General features: G+C 59.4%; 14 protein-coding genes. 4 read left to right on the forward strand and 10 right to left on the reverse strand.

Annotated features, from left to right (window positions below; all coding sequences use genetic code 11):
* Positions 1-11: 11 nt before the first annotated feature.
* The 3 genes from efeO to putP all read right to left on the reverse strand — a co-directional run bounded on the left by efeO (position 12) and on the right by putP (position 3,742).
* Positions 12-1,148 (reverse strand): iron uptake system protein EfeO, encoded by a 1,137-nt coding sequence (efeO, locus tag MMS95_RS09705; RefSeq protein ID WP_085336687.1) that lies wholly within the window; start codon positions 1,146-1,148, stop codon positions 12-14.
* A 20-nt stretch (positions 1,149-1,168) separates the two neighbouring features.
* Positions 1,169-2,014: an iron uptake transporter permease EfeU gene (gene efeU, locus MMS95_RS09710; protein ID WP_004934730.1), complete on the reverse strand. Its 846-nt coding sequence runs from the start codon at positions 2,012-2,014 to the stop codon at positions 1,169-1,171.
* A gap of 243 nt (positions 2,015-2,257) precedes the next feature.
* Positions 2,258-3,742: a sodium/proline symporter PutP gene (gene putP, locus MMS95_RS09715; protein WP_015378228.1), complete on the reverse strand. Its 1,485-nt coding sequence runs from the start codon at positions 3,740-3,742 to the stop codon at positions 2,258-2,260.
* Positions 3,743-4,312: 570 nt separating this feature from the next.
* On the opposite strand from putP, the gene putA reads away from it, so the two are divergent.
* The 3 genes from putA to MMS95_RS09730 all read left to right on the forward strand — a co-directional run bounded on the left by putA (position 4,313) and on the right by MMS95_RS09730 (position 9,076).
* Positions 4,313-8,284, forward strand: a complete 3,972-nt coding sequence (putA, locus tag MMS95_RS09720) for a trifunctional transcriptional regulator/proline dehydrogenase/L-glutamate gamma-semialdehyde dehydrogenase (protein ID WP_242141605.1) — start codon at positions 4,313-4,315, stop codon at positions 8,282-8,284.
* 163 nt (positions 8,285-8,447) lie between these two features.
* Positions 8,448-8,651 carry a type II toxin-antitoxin system HicA family toxin gene (locus MMS95_RS09725; RefSeq protein WP_015378230.1) on the forward strand — a complete coding sequence of 68 codons (204 nt, stop codon included), beginning with the start codon at positions 8,448-8,450 and terminating at the stop codon, positions 8,649-8,651.
* 11 nt (positions 8,652-8,662) lie between these two features.
* Positions 8,663-9,076 carry a type II toxin-antitoxin system HicB family antitoxin gene (locus MMS95_RS09730; RefSeq protein WP_015378231.1) on the forward strand — a complete coding sequence of 138 codons (414 nt, stop codon included), beginning with the start codon at positions 8,663-8,665 and terminating at the stop codon, positions 9,074-9,076.
* Between the two features lie 29 nt (positions 9,077-9,105).
* Here the strand turns inward: MMS95_RS09730 and tcyN are convergent, their stop codons facing one another.
* The 7 genes from tcyN to MMS95_RS09765 form a co-directional block, all read right to left on the reverse strand.
* Complete coding sequence (tcyN, locus tag MMS95_RS09735; RefSeq protein ID WP_015378232.1) at positions 9,106-9,858, reverse strand: L-cystine ABC transporter ATP-binding protein TcyN; 753 nt, start codon at positions 9,856-9,858, stop codon at positions 9,106-9,108.
* A gap of 3 nt (positions 9,859-9,861) precedes the next feature.
* Positions 9,862-10,524: a cystine ABC transporter permease gene (gene tcyL, locus MMS95_RS09740; protein WP_015378233.1), complete on the reverse strand. Its 663-nt coding sequence runs from the start codon at positions 10,522-10,524 to the stop codon at positions 9,862-9,864.
* The gene (gene tcyJ / locus MMS95_RS09745) at positions 10,524-11,324 is read right to left on the reverse strand and encodes a cystine ABC transporter substrate-binding protein (protein ID WP_015378234.1); all 801 of its coding nucleotides are present in this window, start codon (positions 11,322-11,324) and stop codon (positions 10,524-10,526) included. Before tcyJ ends, tcyL begins: the two co-directional genes overlap by 1 nt.
* A gap of 115 nt (positions 11,325-11,439) precedes the next feature.
* A complete protein-coding gene (locus tag MMS95_RS09750) occupies positions 11,440-12,432 on the reverse strand; it encodes a D-cysteine desulfhydrase (protein ID WP_015378235.1) in 993 nt (330 codons plus the stop codon).
* Between the two features lie 124 nt (positions 12,433-12,556).
* Complete coding sequence (gene fliZ, locus MMS95_RS09755) at positions 12,557-13,066, reverse strand: flagella biosynthesis regulatory protein FliZ (protein ID WP_004934751.1); 510 nt, start codon at positions 13,064-13,066, stop codon at positions 12,557-12,559.
* Positions 13,067-13,120: 54 nt separating this feature from the next.
* Positions 13,121-13,843, reverse strand: coding sequence for an RNA polymerase sigma factor FliA (locus tag MMS95_RS09760; protein ID WP_004934752.1), 723 nt, complete (start codon positions 13,841-13,843; stop codon positions 13,121-13,123).
* A gap of 182 nt (positions 13,844-14,025) precedes the next feature.
* Complete coding sequence (locus MMS95_RS09765) at positions 14,026-15,084, reverse strand: FliC/FljB family flagellin (RefSeq protein WP_085336688.1); 1,059 nt, start codon at positions 15,082-15,084, stop codon at positions 14,026-14,028.
* Between the two features lie 281 nt (positions 15,085-15,365).
* Here MMS95_RS09765 and fliD point away from each other — a divergent pair.
* A partial coding sequence (gene fliD, locus MMS95_RS09770; RefSeq protein ID WP_242141606.1) for a flagellar filament capping protein FliD occupies positions 15,366-16,592 on the forward strand: 1,227 nt, incomplete at its 3' end.

A 16,592-nucleotide genomic window follows, 5' to 3' on the forward strand; every position in this document is an offset into this window, starting at 1 on the left:
AACCGTATGCCTCAGTCCAGACCCAATACGCCGCGCAGCTGAGAAAGATCTTCCGCCAGCGTGGTGATCGGCCCTTTCAACGCATTGCGATCGGCATCGGTCAGCTTCTCATAGGACTCATAACCCTCTTTGGTTTGGTACTTCGCCAAAATGGTGTCCACGGTTTTGAAGTTGGCGTCGATTTTGTCCAGCAGCGGCTTATTGGCCTTAACCAGCAGCGGGCGCAGCAGATTGACTATCTTTTGCGCGCCGTCGACGTTGGCCTGGAAGTCCCACAAATCGGTGCGGCTGTAACGGTCTTCTTCACCGCTGATCTTGCTGGCCGCCACCTCTTCGATCAGTCCGGCTGCGCCGCCCACCACCTTGCTCGGCGGGAAGGTCAGTTCACTCACGCGTTTTTGCAGCTCAACGGTGTCGCGATACAGACGATCGGCATATTGGCCCATGTCTTTGGTGGAGTTGTCGGCAAACAGCGCCTTCTCCAGACGGTGGAAGCCGGTGAAGTTCGGGTCCGCCGCTTTCTTCTCGTAGTCGTCTTCACGGGCGTCGATGCTGCCGTCCAGATCGGAGAACAGCTCGGCGATCGGCTCAATGCGCTCATAGTGCTGGCGGGTCGGCGCATACAGCTTGCGCGCCTGCTCCACGTTGCCGGCCTTCACCGCGTCGGTAAACAGCTTGGTCTGTTTCACCAACCCATCGACTTCTTTGGTGACGTAAACCTTGTATTCGGCGATCGGGCCGACCAGGTCCAGCGCGTTCGGCTTGCCGTCGGTGGCGCCGTTGGCCGCTGCGGTGACAGTCAGTTTGCCTTTCGGATTGCTCAGCAGCCCGCAGGTCATGTCATATTCGCCCGCTTCCAGCGTGGCGGTCATTTTCTGGGTAAAGCCCGGGGCGATGTTCTCGCGCTCTTCCACCACCATCACCCCTTTCAGGATTTCCCATTCGACGTTTTTCTGGCTGGTGTTGTGCACCACAAACTGCGTCTTGCCGGCCGGGACCGTCAGTTGCATCGGTTCGCACTGCTTGTCGTTAACCGTAACCTTGACCTGCGGCACGTCCGCCGCCAAGGCGTCGATGCTCAGCGCAAACGCCGGGATAGCCAGTAATGCTGCGTGCAACGCCTTGCGGCGAAATAACGGAGTAGACATACGAGATTCCCTATTAAACATTAATGATTGATTTTACGTTGCGCCGGGGCCGCTGCCGGCTCCGCGCGCTGCGGCAGGAAAAAGAAAATCAGCGCCGGGATCAGATACAGGAAGTAGACCGCCACTTCGCTGACCGTCGGCGCTTCCTGGTAACCGAGAATGCCTTCCAGCAGGGTGCCGAACAGCGAATGGGTCGACAGGGTGTTGCTGAAATCGAAGGCGATGTCCTGGAAGTGGTTCCACAGGCCGGCTTCGTGGAAGGCGCGGATCGCCCCGGCGGCCAGGCCGGCGGCGACGAACAAAATGAACAGACTGGTCCATTTGAAGAATTTGGCCAGGTGCAGCTTCACCCCGCCCCAGTAAATCATCATGCCCAGCACGATGGCGGCCACCAGGCCGAGCACCGCGCCGATCGGCGCCGCGGCGCCCACGTCTTGCTGGAACGCCGCCAGCAGGAAGAACACCGACTCCAGCCCTTCGCGCGCCACGGCGAAGAACACCATCGCCACCAGCGCCCACCCCTGCCCTTTACCGGCGCTGAGCGCCTGATCGATAGCCCCTTCCAGATGCACCTTGACCGATTTGGACACCTTACGCATCCAGAACACCATATAGGTGAGGATCAGCACCGCCACCGCCGCCACGATGCCTTCGAACAGCTCTTGCTGTTTCTGCGGGAACTCGCCGGTGGTCTCATTGATGAAGATGCCGAGCGCCAGACACAGCGCCGCGGCGACAATCACGCCGATCCACACCGCGCCCAGCCATTGGCTGCGCTGCGTGCGCTTCAGGTAGCTGGCGATCAGGCTGACGATCAGCGCGGCCTCCAGCCCCTCACGGAACATGATAAGAAAGGGAACGAACATAACTAATCACCCCTGAAAAGACCGCGGCGGCAGAGAAAACCGGCTCGAAATGAGCCGCGGCGAGTATGTAAAGAAACGTAAAATACAACGAGAGTGATTATCATTCTGGCAAAAAGAAATACAAGAGGCACAAGCGTGATTTTTTCTAATCAAATGTCGCCAGGTGTTACAGCCGAATGACGGGCAAACAGGCAAAAAGAAGGGGCGCTCTGCGCGCCCCTTGCCGACTGACATCAAACGGCGTTATACCGTTTTGTATTCGGCTTCCGCCTGATCGAAACGTTCGGTCATGGTTGAGGATGGCTGGCGGCCCATCAGGCTCACCACCACGATGGCCAGACAGCCCAGGATGAAGCCAGGGATGATTTCGTACAGGCCCAGCCATTCGTACTGTTTCCAGACGATCACCGTCACCGCACCGACCAGCATGCCGGCCAGCGCGCCGTTGCGGGTCATGCGCGACCACATTACCGAGATCAGCACAACCGGGCCGAAGGCGGCACCGAAACCGGCCCAGGCATAACTCACCAGGCCCAGCACGCGGTTCTCCGGGTTGGCCGCCAAGGCGATGGCGATCAACGCCACTACCAGCACCATCACGCGGCCGACCCACACCAGCTCACGCTGGCTGGCGCCCTTGCGCAGGAACGCCTTGTACAGGTCTTCGGTGATCGCGCTGGAGCATACCAGCAGCTGGCAGCTCAGGGTGCTCATGACCGCCGCCAAAATCGCCGACAGCAGCACGCCCGCCACCCATGGGTTGAACAGCAACATCGCCAGTTCGATAAACACGCGTTCGCCGTTCTGCGACACGTTACCGGCCTGATCCGGGTTATTGGCGAAGTAAGCGATACCGAAGAAACCGACGGCGATGGTCCCGGCCAGGCACAGGATCATCCAGGTCATGCTGATGCGGCGCGCACTGCGGATGGTGCGGTGAGAATCCGCTGCCATGAAACGCGCCAGGATGTGCGGCTGGCCGAAGTAGCCCAGGCCCCAACCCAGCAGCGACAGGATGGCGACGAAGTTCAGCCCCTTCAGCATGTCGAGGTTGGCCGGGTTCTTCGCCTGGATCACCAGCATCGAGGTATCGATGCCGCCGACGGCGAAGATCACGATCACCGGCGTCAGGATCAGCGCGAAAATCATCAGGCTGGCCTGTACGGTGTCGGTCCAGCTCACCGCCAGGAAACCGCCGATAAAGGTATACAGGATGGTCGCCGCGGCGCCGGCCCACAGGGCGGTTTCGTAGCTCATGCCGAAGGTGCTTTCGAACAGGCGCGCGCCGGCCACGATGCCGGAGGCGCAGTAAATGGTGAAGAACACCAGAATGACGATGGCCGAGATCACCCGCAGCAGCTTGCTGTTGTCTTCAAAACGGCTGGTGAAATAGTCCGGCAGCGTCAGGGCGTTGTTGTTGGCTTCGGTATGCACGCGCAGCCTTCCTGCCACCAGCTTCCAGTTCAGGTAAGCGCCGATGGTCAGGCCGATGGCGATCCAGCTTTCGGAGATGCCGGAGAGGAAGATGGCGCCCGGCAGGCCCATCAGCAGCCAGCCGCTCATGTCGGAAGCCCCGGCGGACAGCGCGGTCACCACGCTGCCCAAACTGCGGCCGCCGAGAATATAGTCATCAAAGTTGTTGGTTGCCCGGTAGGCAAGCAGGCCGATCAGCACCATCCCGAAAATGTACACCAGGAAGGTCACCAGCATAGGTGTGCTCATTGTCATTTAATTCTCCACTTTCATTATTATTCGCGTTTCGCTCCGGCCAAGCCGGCGCCGGTAAACCCACGCGCAATGCATTTCACTGGCCGCCGCGCCGGAACGTGACGCAGCCTGCGAGCGAGTGCAGGTAAAATAGTTTCTGCCCGTAATTGTTGACCGTCGGTTATCCTAGATGAGCCTTTCATCAACCAACAAGATATTTAACAACAAAGTTACACAAAGTTTACCCTGCGTCACATTTACCGGGCTCAAAGGTTGCACTCACGACAAGCAAAATGAGTTGCACCTTGCCATTACCCTTATATACCGCAGGGTAAAGCGCCTGCGACGTAATAAACCCCGCCGCATTCGCTCAATAACGCAACATTCATGCCAACTGCCCGTGTTAAAAAATCGATGAAACTCACACTTCGCTCATCAGCCTGATTTAACAAGGTTGCACAAAGTTGCAACATGCAGGATATTGTCTGCATTCTTAACCCACACATCTCACGAACCTATCCCAACAGGCTTTCCGGCCTGCTGTTTGTCTAGCCTGATGGGATAGGTTCTAAACACAGGAGTTGGACAGGCATGGGCACTACCACAATGGGCGTGAAACTCGACGAGGCAACACGCGACCGGATCAAGAGCGCCGCGCAGCGCATCGATCGCACGCCGCACTGGCTCATCAAGCAGGCCATCTTTAATTACCTCGAGCGTCTCGAGAGCGGTACCGATATCCCTGAAATTCCAGCGCTGGCCGCAGCGGGCCAGCCTGAAGCGGACGACATTATGCCGCAAGCGCAGGAAGAGTCACACCAGCCATTCCTCGATTTCGCCGAACAAATTCTGCCGCAGTCGGTGACCCGCGCCGCCATCACCGCCGCCTATCGCCGCCCGGAGACCGAAGCGGTGCCGATGTTGCTCGAACAGGCGCGATTACCCGCCGATCTTGCACAGGCTACTCATAAAATGGCCTATGGCATCGCCGAGAAATTGCGTAACCAAAAAAGTGCAAACGGCCGCGCCGGCATGGTGCAAGGCCTGCTGCAAGAGTTCTCCCTCTCCTCGCAGGAAGGTGTGGCGCTGATGTGCCTGGCGGAAGCGCTGCTGCGCATTCCGGACAAACCGACCCGCGACGCCCTGATCCGCGACAAGATCAGCAACGGCAACTGGCATTCGCACCTGGGGCGCAGCCCGTCGCTGTTCGTCAACGCCGCGACCTGGGGCCTGCTGTTTACCGGCAAGCTGGTGTCCACGCATAACGAAGCCAATCTGTCCCGATCGCTGAACCGCATTATCAGCAAGAGCGGCGAACCGCTGATCCGCAAAGGCGTGGACATGGCGATGCGCCTGATGGGCGAACAGTTCGTGACCGGCGAAACCATCGCCGAAGCGCTGGCCAACGCGCGCAAGCTGGAAGAAAAAGGCTTCCGCTACTCCTACGACATGCTGGGCGAAGCCGCCCTGACCGAAGCCGACGCCCAGGCCTACCTGGTTTCCTACCAGCAGGCGATCCACGCCATCGGCAAAGCCTCCAACGGCCGCGGCATCTATGAAGGCCCCGGCATCTCCATCAAGCTGTCCGCCCTGCACCCGCGCTACAGCCGCGCGCAGTACGAACGCGTCATGGAAGAGCTTTACCCGCGCCTGCTGTCGCTGACCCTGCAGGCACGTCAGTACGATATCGGCATCAATATCGACGCCGAAGAGGCCGATCGCCTGGAGATCTCGCTCGATCTGCTGGAGAAACTGTGCTTCGAGCCGCAGTTGGCCGGCTGGAACGGCATCGGCTTCGTGATCCAGGCCTATCAGAAACGCTGTCCGTTCGCCATTGACACGGTGATCGACATGGCGCAACGCAGCCGCCGCCGCCTGATGATCCGTCTGGTGAAAGGCGCCTACTGGGACAGCGAAATCAAACGCGCCCAGATGGACGGCCTGGAAGGCTACCCAGTCTACACCCGCAAGGTGTACACCGACGTTTCCTACCTGGCCTGCGCCCGCAAGCTGCTGTCGGTGCCGAACCTGATCTATCCGCAGTTCGCGACCCACAACGCCCATACGCTGAGCGCCATCTATCACCTGGCCGGCAACAACTACTACCCTGGCCAGTATGAATTCCAGTGCCTGCACGGCATGGGTGAGCCGCTGTACGAGCAGGTGGTGGGTAAAGTGGCCGACGGCAAACTGAACCGCCCTTGCCGCATCTACGCGCCGGTCGGCACCCATGAAACGCTGCTGGCTTACCTGGTGCGTCGCCTGTTGGAAAACGGCGCCAACACCTCGTTCGTCAACCGCATCGCCGACGCCACCCTGCCGCTCGACGAGCTGGTGGCCGATCCGGTCAGCGCCGTGGAAGCGCTGGCGGCCAGCGAAGGTCAAATTGGCCTGCCGCATCCGCGCATCCCGCTGCCGCGCGAGCTGTACGGCGAGAAACGCGTTAACTCCAGCGGTCTGGATCTGTCCAACGAACAGCGTCTGGCCTCGCTCTCCAGCGCCCTGCTCACCAGCGCCAGCCATCCGTGGCGCGCGGAACCGATCATCGACGCCGAATTGGATCAGGGCGTGGAGCAGCCGGTGATCAACCCGGCCGAGCCGGGCGATGTGGTCGGCTACGTGCGTGAAGCCACCGAAGGCGAAGTCAGCCGCGCGCTCGACGCCGCCGCGGCCGCCGGCCCAATCTGGTTCGCTACGCCGCCGACGGAACGCGCCGCGATCCTCGAACGCGCCGCCGAACTGATGGAAAGCCAGCTGCAAAGCCTGCTGGGCATTCTGGTGCGCGAAGCGGGTAAAACCTTCAACAACGCCATCGCCGAAGTGCGTGAAGCGGTCGACTTCCTGCACTACTACGCCGGCCAGGTGCGCGACGACTTCGCCAACGACAGCCACCGCCCGCTGGGCCCGGTGGTTTGCATCAGCCCGTGGAACTTCCCGCTGGCGATCTTCACCGGCCAAATCGCCGCCGCGCTGGCGGCGGGCAACAGCGTGCTGGCCAAACCGGCCGAGCAAACGCCGCTGGTGGCCGCGCAGGCGGTGCGCATCCTGCTGGAAGCCGGCATTCCGCAAGGCGTGCTGCAGCTGCTGCCGGGCCAGGGTGAAACCGTCGGCTCGACGCTGGTCAACGACGCCCGCGTCCGCGGCGTGATGTTCACCGGCTCCACTGACGTCGCCGGCATTCTGCAGCGCAGCATCGCCGGTCGTCTGGATCCGCAAGGCCGGCCGACGCCGCTGATCGCCGAAACCGGCGGCCTGAACGCCATGATCGTCGACTCTTCCGCCCTGACCGAACAGGTGGTGACCGACGTGGTGGCCTCCGCCTTCGACAGCGCCGGGCAGCGTTGCTCCGCGCTGCGTATCCTGTGCATTCAGGAAGACGTGGCCGAGCACACGCTGCAAATGCTGCGCGGCGCGATGGCCGAATGCCGCATGGGCAACCCGGAGCGCCTGTCCACCGACGTGGGCCCGGTGATCGACGCCGAAGCCAAAACCGGCATCGAACGCCACATCCAGGCGATGCGCGCCAAAGGCCGCAAGGTGTACCAGGCCGCCAAAGGCAGCGCGCAGGATGAAAAAGAGTGGGCGCGCGGCACCTTCATCAAGCCGACGCTGATCGAACTCGACAGCTTCGACGAGCTGCAAAAAGAGATCTTCGGCCCGGTGCTGCACGTGGTGCGCTTCCAGCGCAACAATCTGGACGCGCTGGTCGATCAGATCAACGCCGCCGGTTATGGCCTGACGCTGGGCATTCACACCCGTATCGATGAAACCATCGCCCGGGTGACCGAACGCGCCAAGGTCGGCAACCTGTACGTCAACCGCAACATGGTCGGCGCAGTGGTCGGCGTACAGCCGTTCGGCGGCGAAGGCCTGTCGGGTACCGGCCCGAAAGCCGGCGGCCCGCTGTACCTGTACCGTCTGCTGGCCAACCGTCCGGACGACGCGCTGCAACGTACGCTGCACCGCCAGGACGAAGAGCGCCCGATGGAAGCCACCGCGCGGCCTCAGCTGCTGGGCGCACTGCAATCGCTGGAGAAATGGGCGGTCACCAGCCAACACGGCGAACTGGCGGCATTGGCGCAACGTTATGCGGAACTGGGCCAGGGCGGCACCGTACGTCCGCTGCCGGGCCCGACCGGCGAGCGCAATACCTATGCCCTGCTGCCGCGTGAACGCGTGCTGTGCCTGGCGGATAACGAAACCGACGCGCTGATCCAGCTGGCCGCCGTGCTGGCGGTTGGCAGCTGCGCGCTGTGGCCGGAAGCGGAACTGCAGCGCAATCTGTTCCGCCGCTTGCCGAACGATGTGCAGGCTCGCATCGCCTTTAGCAAAGACTGGCAGCAGGACAAGGTCGAGTTCGACGCCGCCATCTACCACGGCGATGCAGACCAGCTGCGCACCCTGTGCGAGCAGATCGCCCAGCGCGGCGGCGCCATCGTCTCGGTGCAGGGCTTCGCCCACGGTGAAACCAACATCCTGTTGGAACGCCTGCTGATCGAACGTTCCCTGAGCGTCAACACCGCCGCCGCCGGCGGTAACGCCAGCCTGATGACCATCGGTTAACGCATCCTCAAGGCGGCAATACATTGCCGCCTGATTTGCTAACCGCTACGCAAACCCTGCACTTGTGCAGGGTTTTTTATTGTCCGCAGCCCGGTCAGCCGTTAGCGTATTAATCTTCTTGCCTGAGAGTGTGTATGGTGTGTAGATTAAGGACAATAACATCGTGAAGAGTTCAGAACTGATTGCGCTGCTGGAAAGCCACGGTTGGGTATTGCGGCGGGTAAAAGGCAGCCACCATCAATTCAAACATCCCGATTTTGCGCTGATCATCACCGTGCCGCATCCAAAGAAAGATCTCAAGCTGGGCACGCTGCGGCAGATACTTAAAGACGCGGGGTTAAGTGCGCTTCACATCGCCACGCGTTAACAGGAGAGACCATGTTTTATCCCGCTTATATCCATACAGAATCAAACGGCAGCGCCAGCGGTTTCTTTCCCGACGTCCCTGGCTGCTACTTCGCCGGCACCAGCCTGGACGACGCTTTTGCCGATGCCCAAAGCGCACTGGATGCGCACTTTGAGTTGTTGAGCGAAGACAATCAACCGCTACCGCGCCCGCATGCCGTCGCAGCCCATCTTGCCAAAGATGCGGGATCCTTCGAGGGAGGACAATGGCTATTGGTCGCTATCAATATGGATAAATTTGACGGCCGAGCCGAACGGATTAACATCACGTTGCCCCATCGCCTGTTAAGTCGCATTGACTCTCTGGTTCGGCAACATCCGGGATACGGCAGCCGCAGCGGATTTCTCGCTGCCGCCGCGCGCAATGAATTGTTGAAAGCGGAGTGAATGCAGTCGGGGGAAACGCCCCCGACGCCTTATTGATTCCGGAACTTGTCGAGGAATTGCTGGGTGCGCTGATGCTGCGGATTGGCGAACAGCGCTTTGGCCGGGCCCTGTTCGACGATGCGGCCGTGATCCATAAAGATAACCCGATCGGCCACGTCGCGGGCGAAGCTCATTTCATGGGTGACGATCACCATGGTGCGTTTCTCTTCCGCCAGTGAACGCATGGTATTGAGCACTTCTCCCACCAGCTCGGGATCGAGCGCCGACGTCGGCTCATCGAACAAAATCACCTCCGGCTGCATCGCCAGCGCGCGCGCGATCGCCACCCGCTGCTGCTGCCCGCCGGACAGCCGACGCGGATAAGCCGCCTCTTTGCCGCTCAGCCCCACCTTGGCCAGCAACGCGCGAGCGCGCTGTTCGGCGCTGGCTTTCGCCTCACCTTTAACGATAACCGGCCCTTCAATGATGTTTTCGAGCACCGAACGGTGCGGAAACAGGTTGAAGTTCTGGAACACAAAACCGACCTGCTGGCGCAGCGCGCGCACCTGATTTTTCTGTTTGCTCAACGGCTTGCTGCCATCGATCAGGATATCGCCGACGCGAATGGTGCCGGAATCCGGCTCCTCCAGTAGGTTGATGCAGCGCAACAAGGTGGTTTTCCCTGAGCCGCTCGGGCCGATGATCGCCACCACTTCACCGGCGTCCACCGCCAGATCGATCCCATGCAGCACCGTCTGACCTTTGAACTGCTTGGTCAATTGCTTAACTTCAATGGCACTCATGCGTTACTCCTGATCCTGGCGATTAACGTGGGCTTCCAGACGGTTTTGCAGTGCGGAAAGCAGGGTCGCCATCACCCAGTAAATCAGCGATGCCGCCAGGTACATGGTGAACACTTCCAGCGTGCGCGAGGTGATGAGCTGCGCCTGGCGGAACAGTTCCGGCACCTGAATGGTAGCGGCCAGCGAGGTGTCCTTCACCAGGCCGATAAAACTGTTGCCCAGCGGCGGCAAGGCGGTGCGCGCCGCCTGCGGCAGGATCACCCGGCGCAGGGTTTGCCAACGGGTCATGCCGATACTGGCGGCGGCTTCCCACTGCCCTTTGTCGATCGACGAAATCGCCGCGCGCAGCGTTTCTGAGGTGTAGGCGGCGGTATTGAGCGACAGGCCAATCAGCGCCGCCGGGAAAGGATCGAATTCGATACCGAACTGCGGCAGACCGTAATAGATCATAAACAGCTGGGCGATCAGCGGCGTGCCGCGGAACAGCGATACGTAAATGCGCGACAGCCATGACAGCGGCCAAAGCGGCGAAAGGCGCATCAGCGCCAGCAGAAAACCCAGCAACAGGCCGAACGCCATACCGCCCAGGCTAAGCTGCAGCGTCAGTATGGCGCCCTTCAATAAAAATGGCGCTGAATCCAGCGCCAGTTGAATACTTTCGTGCATTATTTAGTTACGTCCGCGCCAAACCATTTCTCGGAGATCTTCGCCAGCGTGCCGTCTTTTTGCATCTCGGCGATCGCCTGGTCAATCGCGGCCAGCAGCTCTGGGTTATTCTTGCGCAGCGCCACGCCGGACTCCTGGCGGGAGAATGCCGGGCCGGCCACCGCCAGCGTATCGCCGGTTTTCTTCACCAGATCCAGCGCCGCCAGGCGGTCCACCAGAATGGCGTTGATGCGGCCGACGCGCAGATCCTGATACTTGGTCGGATCATCGTCGTAAGTGCGCACGTCCACGCCCTGCACATTCTCGCGCAGCCATTGCTCATAGTTGGTGCCCAGGCCAACGCCGACCTTTTTGCCCTTCAGGTCATCCGGCTTGGTAATGGTGCCTTCGTTGCCCTTTTTCACCAGCGCCTGAATGCCGGAAACGGTGTAAGGGGTGGAGAAATCATATTTCTTCTTGCGCTCATCGGAGAGCGTCACCTGATTGATGACCACGTCGATGCGCTTCGAATCCAGCGAAGCCAGCATACCGTCCCATTTGGTCGGGTTCAGCTTGGCTTTCACGCCCAGATGTTGCGCCAGCGCGTTGGCGAAATCCACTTCGAAACCGGTCAATTTGCCGTCTTCCCCCTGGAAACTGAACGGCGGATAAGTACCTTCCAGCCCGACGATCAGCGTGCCGCGCTGTTTCACCTGCTGCAGCAGGTTATCGGCGGCGTAGGTTTGCGTCGTCACACCGGCGGCCAACGCAATACCCACCACGCCCAACAACCATTGACGACGAACTTTCGCAAACATCATAAACACCCCTGTATGTTGTTTATCTTTTTTGATATCAGCACTTTAACAGTGCAACCGCCCGCATAAAGGAATATAACCTTATAAATATAGTTCAAAATGGAATAACACGCGGTGTTTACACCTGCGGATGGTAGGCGAACAGCGCCGGTGCACCGCCGGTGTGAACAAACAGGATGGGACCTTCGTCGCGGAAGCGCCGCTGGGCGATGCCGTCGATCAAACCGGCCATCGCTTTGCCGGTGTACACCGGATCCAGCAATACCCCCTCTTGCTGCGCCAGCAACTGCACCGCCGCCATGCCCTCTTCGTTCGGCATGCCGTACTGCGGCGCGAAGTAATCATCCCACAACGCGATCGGCGCCAGTTTGTCAATATTCAGCGAACAGGCCAGGGCTTTCTGGATTTGTTCCACCTTCGGCAACTGATCGATCACGGTGCGCGAGACGGTCACGCCGATCAACTCGGTTTCGGGCAGCAGCTGCTGCAGCCCCACCGCCAGCCCGGCGTGGGTGCCGGCGCTGCCGGACGCCACCACCACCGAACTGAACGCCACGTTGCTGCGTTGGCTCTGTTCGGCGATTTCCAATGCGCACTGCACGTATCCCAGCGCGCCCAGCGCATTGGAGCCGCCCACCGGCACCACGTAAGGCCGGAAGCCCTGCGCCTCGAGGCGCGTCGCCAGTTCCGCCAGTTGCTGCTGCGGATCGTGCAGCGCTTCGCACATTACCACTTCGGCGTTGAACAGGCCGAGCAACAGACGGTTGCCGTTGGTCAGGTAGTTTTCCGCGCGGGTATCGATCGGGTTTTCCAGCAACGCGACGCAGTGCAGGCCCAGTTTCGCCGCCACCGCCGCCGTCTGGCGCACGTGATTGGATTGAATAGCGCCGGCGGTGACCAGCGTATCGGCACCTTGCCGCAGCGCATCGGCGGCCAAAAACTCAAGCTTTCTCAGCTTGTTGCCGCCCATCGCCATAGGCGTGACATCGTCACGTTTGAGGTAAATTTCACGGCCGAGGTAATCGGAGAGACGGGACAGTTTTTCCAGCGGTGTGGCGACGCCAACCAGATCCAGACGCGGAAATTGCGCCAGTTGTTGTTGCAGGTTCACTACTTCCCCCCAGGGAATCGAATATCAACATCTGATAACCGATAGATTTAGCAGATGTGAACTGAATAATCATCCTTTATCACGGGGGAAACAGCAGACCCCGGCCCAGCGGCCGGGGAAAGTCTCAGTAGCTGCGCTGCCAGGCGAGATACTGATCGTACTTGCGCAGCGCAATGCGGTAGTTGTTGTGTGCCGCGGTAGGCAGATCGTCGATGATGCGCTGATGACTGGCGCTGTTGGCGAATTTGTCCGCCGGGTAATTCCGCGCCACCAGCATTTCATCCAGCCGGCGCAGCCGCACCACGTACTCGCGAATGGTGCTGTGACTCATCTCGGTCTGTTCGAACAGATACTGCTTGAACGCCATAATGTCGAAATAACTCGGGTGGCTGTTGCAGGAAATCTCGCTGCAAAAGCGGCACAGCGCGGTCAGCTCGTGCTGCACGTTTTGCCAGACCGCATCGTCGATCGGCTGATCCATGCGCGCGATGGCTTCTTTATTGATTATCTTGCCGCGAAACACCAGCGCCATGCGGTCCAACAGTTTGCCGCACTGGGAGCAATGGGTCTGGCTGTGCTTGTAATCTTTCAGGTAACGGCTAAGCGGCCGTTTCTTCAACAGTATTCCTGGCATAAGGGGCAGTCCGATTGTCGCATGAGTCATCGAGTTGGGGGCGGCGCTCCGCCGTCAGGTATCGTTCGCCAGCCGCGCGCGCAGCCGTTTGATCGCCTGACTGTGCAGTTGGCTGACGCGGGATTCCCCCACGTCCAGCACGGCGCCGATCTCTTTGAGATTCAACTCTTCCTGGTAATACAGCGTCAGCACCATTTTTTCGCGCTCCGGCAACGCCTCGATGGCGTCGATCACCCGCTGGCGCAGGCTGCCTTCCAACAGGTGATGCAGCGGGTTGGCCTCCTCATGCCCTTCCAGCATCGGTTCCGCGTTCTCGCCATGCTCCTCGCGCCATTCGTCGTAGGAGAAAAGCTGGCTGTTATTGGTGTCCAACAGAATTTGACGGTACTCATCCAGCGAGATGTTCAGCGTCTGCGCCACTTCCGTCTCGCTCGCCGGGCGGCCGTAACGCTGTTCCAGTTGCCGCATCACCTGCGCGACCTCGCGCGCGTGGCGCCGCACGCTGCGCGGCACCCAGTCGCGGCTGCGCAACTCGTCGAGCATCGCGCCGCGAATGCGCTGCACCGCATAGGTGGTAAAGGCGGTTCCCTGTAGGGCGTCATAACGCTCAACGGCGTTTAATAGCCCGATTCCCCCGGCCTGCAACAGGTCGTCAAGCTCCACGCTGGCGGGCAGCCTGACCTGCAGGCGCAACGCCTCGTGGCGCACTAACGGCACGTAGCGCAACCAGAGAGAATTTTTGTCCATCACGCCTTCGGCGGTATACAGATCGCTCACTATGTCTTAAACCTGCGGATAAGAGAGTCAGCGCTATTATGCGTAGGGGGCAGGATGCCAATCGGCTGAACAGTCGCACAAAACGGGCTTTATTTGCGCCATGTAATAACCGCGCGGTGCGCGAGCATAAAAAAACCCCGCCGAAGCGGGGTTTCTTTGCGACAGTTAATCGGGAGAGACGATTAACGCAGCAGGGACAGGACGTTCTGAGTAGACTGGTTAGCCTGTGCCAGAACAGAGGTGCCAGCCTGTTGCAGGATGTTGGCGCGGCTCATGTTGGACACTTCGGTCGCGTAGTCAGCATCCTGAATACGGGACTGAGAAGCGGACAGGTTGTTCACGGTGCTGTTCAGGTTGTTGATAACAGAATCGAAACGGTTCTGTACCGCACCCAGGGAAGAACGCAGGCCGTCAACCTGTGCCAGCGCTTTGTCCAGGGTATCCAGTGGGTTTTTCATGGTTACGGCAGTACCTTCAGCCACTTTACCGTCTTTATCTACAGTGGCTGCTGCGTAGGTTTTAGCACCGGTAGTTTTGTCGGTAGTTTCAACGAACATCGCATCTTTACCGGTGGCATCCTTACCAGAAATCAGTACTTTACCATCGGCCAGACCGCTTTTCGCAGTGGCAGCATCGTAAACAACGTCTTCACCGGTAGCAGCTTTGATGTGAGCGCCGGTAGCAATCGCGGAACCCGCAGTAGGGCCTTTAGTAGTAACGTCGAAGCCATCCAGACCCAGTTTAGTGGAGTCGATTTTCTGCAGGTCGATATCGATGGTTTCACCGTCGTTAGCGCCAACCTGGATAGTCAGTTTCTGATCGCTGCTCAGCACTTTCACGCCGTTGAAATCAGTCTGCTCGGAGATACGGTTGATTTCCGACATGCGCTGAGTGATTTCGTCCTGGATGGATTTCAGGTCGCTGGAAGAGTTGGAACCGTTCTGCGCCTGTACGGTCAGACGACGGATGTTCTGCAGGTTGTCGTTAACTTCGTTCAGTGCGCCTTCAGTGGTCTGCGCCAGAGAGATACCGTCGTTGGCGTTGCGGGAAGCCTGAGTCAGGCCTTTGATGTTCGCGGTGAAACGGTTGGAGATCGCCTGACCCGCAGCATCGTCTTTCGCGCTGTTGATACGCAGACCGGAAGACAGACGCTCAATCGCAGTGCCCAGAGAAGACTGAGATTTGTTCAGGTTGTTCTGCGCCATCAGAGACAGGCTGTTAGTGTTGATTACTTGTGCCATTGTTTGCTTTCCTTACGAGTCAGTTGCGTTCTTCGCAACACGGTTAAAAGGTTCGGGCTTGTTTGCCCACGGCGTCAACCACCGTCCCCTCAGGTATCGGCCCTCCCCTAACAACCTTTAGCAATTTTTTAAAATTTTTTGCGCCCGTTGCAATGGCGGAAATAACGCGCTTTTTCCCTCCTCTATTGCGCCATCGGTTTTTTGTTTTTTTCGGTAAACTTTTTCACCACTGGGCCGATAACGCGTAAAGCGAATAAAGTCATCATCAAGGAGAATTACTCATGGCAACGATCAGTTCATTAGGTCTCGGCTCAGGACTCGACCTCAATGGCTTGCTGGATAAGCTGACCAAAGCGGAACAACAGCGCCTGACCCCTTACACCACCAAGCAATCCAGCTACAACGCCCAGCTGACCGGTTACGGCACGTTGAAAGGCGCGCTGGAAAAATTCGACAATCTCAGCAAAGAGATGGCGAAAGAAGATTTCTTCAAGGCCACCACCGCCACCGAACACGACGCCTTCAAGATCACCACCAACGCCAAGGCGGTGCCGGGCAACTATGTGGTGGAAGTGAACAAACTGGCGCAGGCGCAAACCCTGACCACCCAGGCGAAAGTCAGCGACCAGGGCGCTAAGTTAGGCGCTGAAGGCGTGACAGACCGCTCCCTGACCATCACCGCCGGCAACCCGCCGAAAGAAACCAAAATCCCGCTGAGCGACGATCAAACCTCGCTGGTTGAGCTGCGCGACGCCATCAACGGCGCCAAAGCCGGCGTCACCGCCAGCATCATGCGCGTCGGCGACAACGACTATCAGTTAGCGGTCAGCTCCTCCACCACCGGCGAAAACAACAAGATTTCTCTGCAGGTCGATAACGACGACCAACTGGGCGATATCCTGAACTACAACGCCACCCGCGGCACCGGCACCGCCATGAAGCAGACGGTCGCGCCGCAGGATGCGGAGCTGACGGTGAACGGCACCGCTATCAAGCGCAGCACCAACTCGATCAGCGATGCCCTGCAAGGCGTCACCATCGATCTGAAAACCAAAACCAAAACCGATGAACCGCAACACCTGGTGATCAGCACCAACACCGCCGGCACCACCGACAAGATCAAAGAGTGGGTCGACAGCTATAACTCGCTGCTGGACACCTTCAACGCGTTGTCCAAGTTCACCCCGGTGAAAACCGGCGAAGCGCCAAACCCAACCAACGGCCCGCTGCTGGGCGACAACACCCTGCGCGGCATTCAGTCGTCGATCAAAAGCGCGCTGAGCGCTGCCCAGGACAACCCGGAGTTAAAAGGCCTGGGCAACCTCGGCATTTCCACCAACACCAAAACCGGCAAGCTGGAAATCGACAGCGCCAAGCTGAAGAAAGCGATGGATGAGAAGCCGGATCAGGTCAGCAACTTCTTCGTCGGTAACGGCAAAGATACCGGCATGGCCACCGAGATCCACAACGAGATCCAGAGCTACATCAAATCCGGCGGCATCTTCGAG

It is taken from the genome of Serratia sp. PGPR-27, assembly GCF_022678525.1.
Taxonomy (GTDB): domain Bacteria; phylum Pseudomonadota; class Gammaproteobacteria; order Enterobacterales; family Enterobacteriaceae; genus Serratia; species Serratia nematodiphila.

What these genes read in the sequence shown, in the direction of transcription:
- tcyL (WP_015378233.1), bottom strand. Translation starts at nt 10,524, where the DNA reads ATGCACGAAAGTATTCAACTGGCGCTGGATTCAGCGCCATTTTTATTG.
- fliZ (WP_004934751.1), bottom strand. Translation starts at nt 13,066, where the DNA reads ATGCCAGGAATACTGTTGAAGAAACGGCCGCTTAGCCGTTACCTGAAA.
- tcyN (WP_015378232.1), bottom strand. Translation starts at nt 9,858, where the DNA reads ATGAGTGCCATTGAAGTTAAGCAATTGACCAAGCAGTTCAAAGGTCAG.
- efeO (WP_085336687.1), bottom strand. Translation starts at nt 1,148, where the DNA reads ATGTCTACTCCGTTATTTCGCCGCAAGGCGTTGCACGCAGCATTACTG.
- putA (WP_242141605.1), top strand. Translation starts at nt 4,313, where the DNA reads ATGGGCACTACCACAATGGGCGTGAAACTCGACGAGGCAACACGCGAC.
- tcyJ (WP_015378234.1), bottom strand. Translation starts at nt 11,324, where the DNA reads ATGATGTTTGCGAAAGTTCGTCGTCAATGGTTGTTGGGCGTGGTGGGT.
- MMS95_RS09765 (WP_085336688.1), bottom strand. Translation starts at nt 15,084, where the DNA reads ATGGCACAAGTAATCAACACTAACAGCCTGTCTCTGATGGCGCAGAAC.
- efeU (WP_004934730.1), bottom strand. Translation starts at nt 2,014, where the DNA reads ATGTTCGTTCCCTTTCTTATCATGTTCCGTGAGGGGCTGGAGGCCGCG.
- putP (WP_015378228.1), bottom strand. Translation starts at nt 3,742, where the DNA reads ATGACAATGAGCACACCTATGCTGGTGACCTTCCTGGTGTACATTTTC.
- MMS95_RS09730 (WP_015378231.1), top strand. Translation starts at nt 8,663, where the DNA reads ATGTTTTATCCCGCTTATATCCATACAGAATCAAACGGCAGCGCCAGC.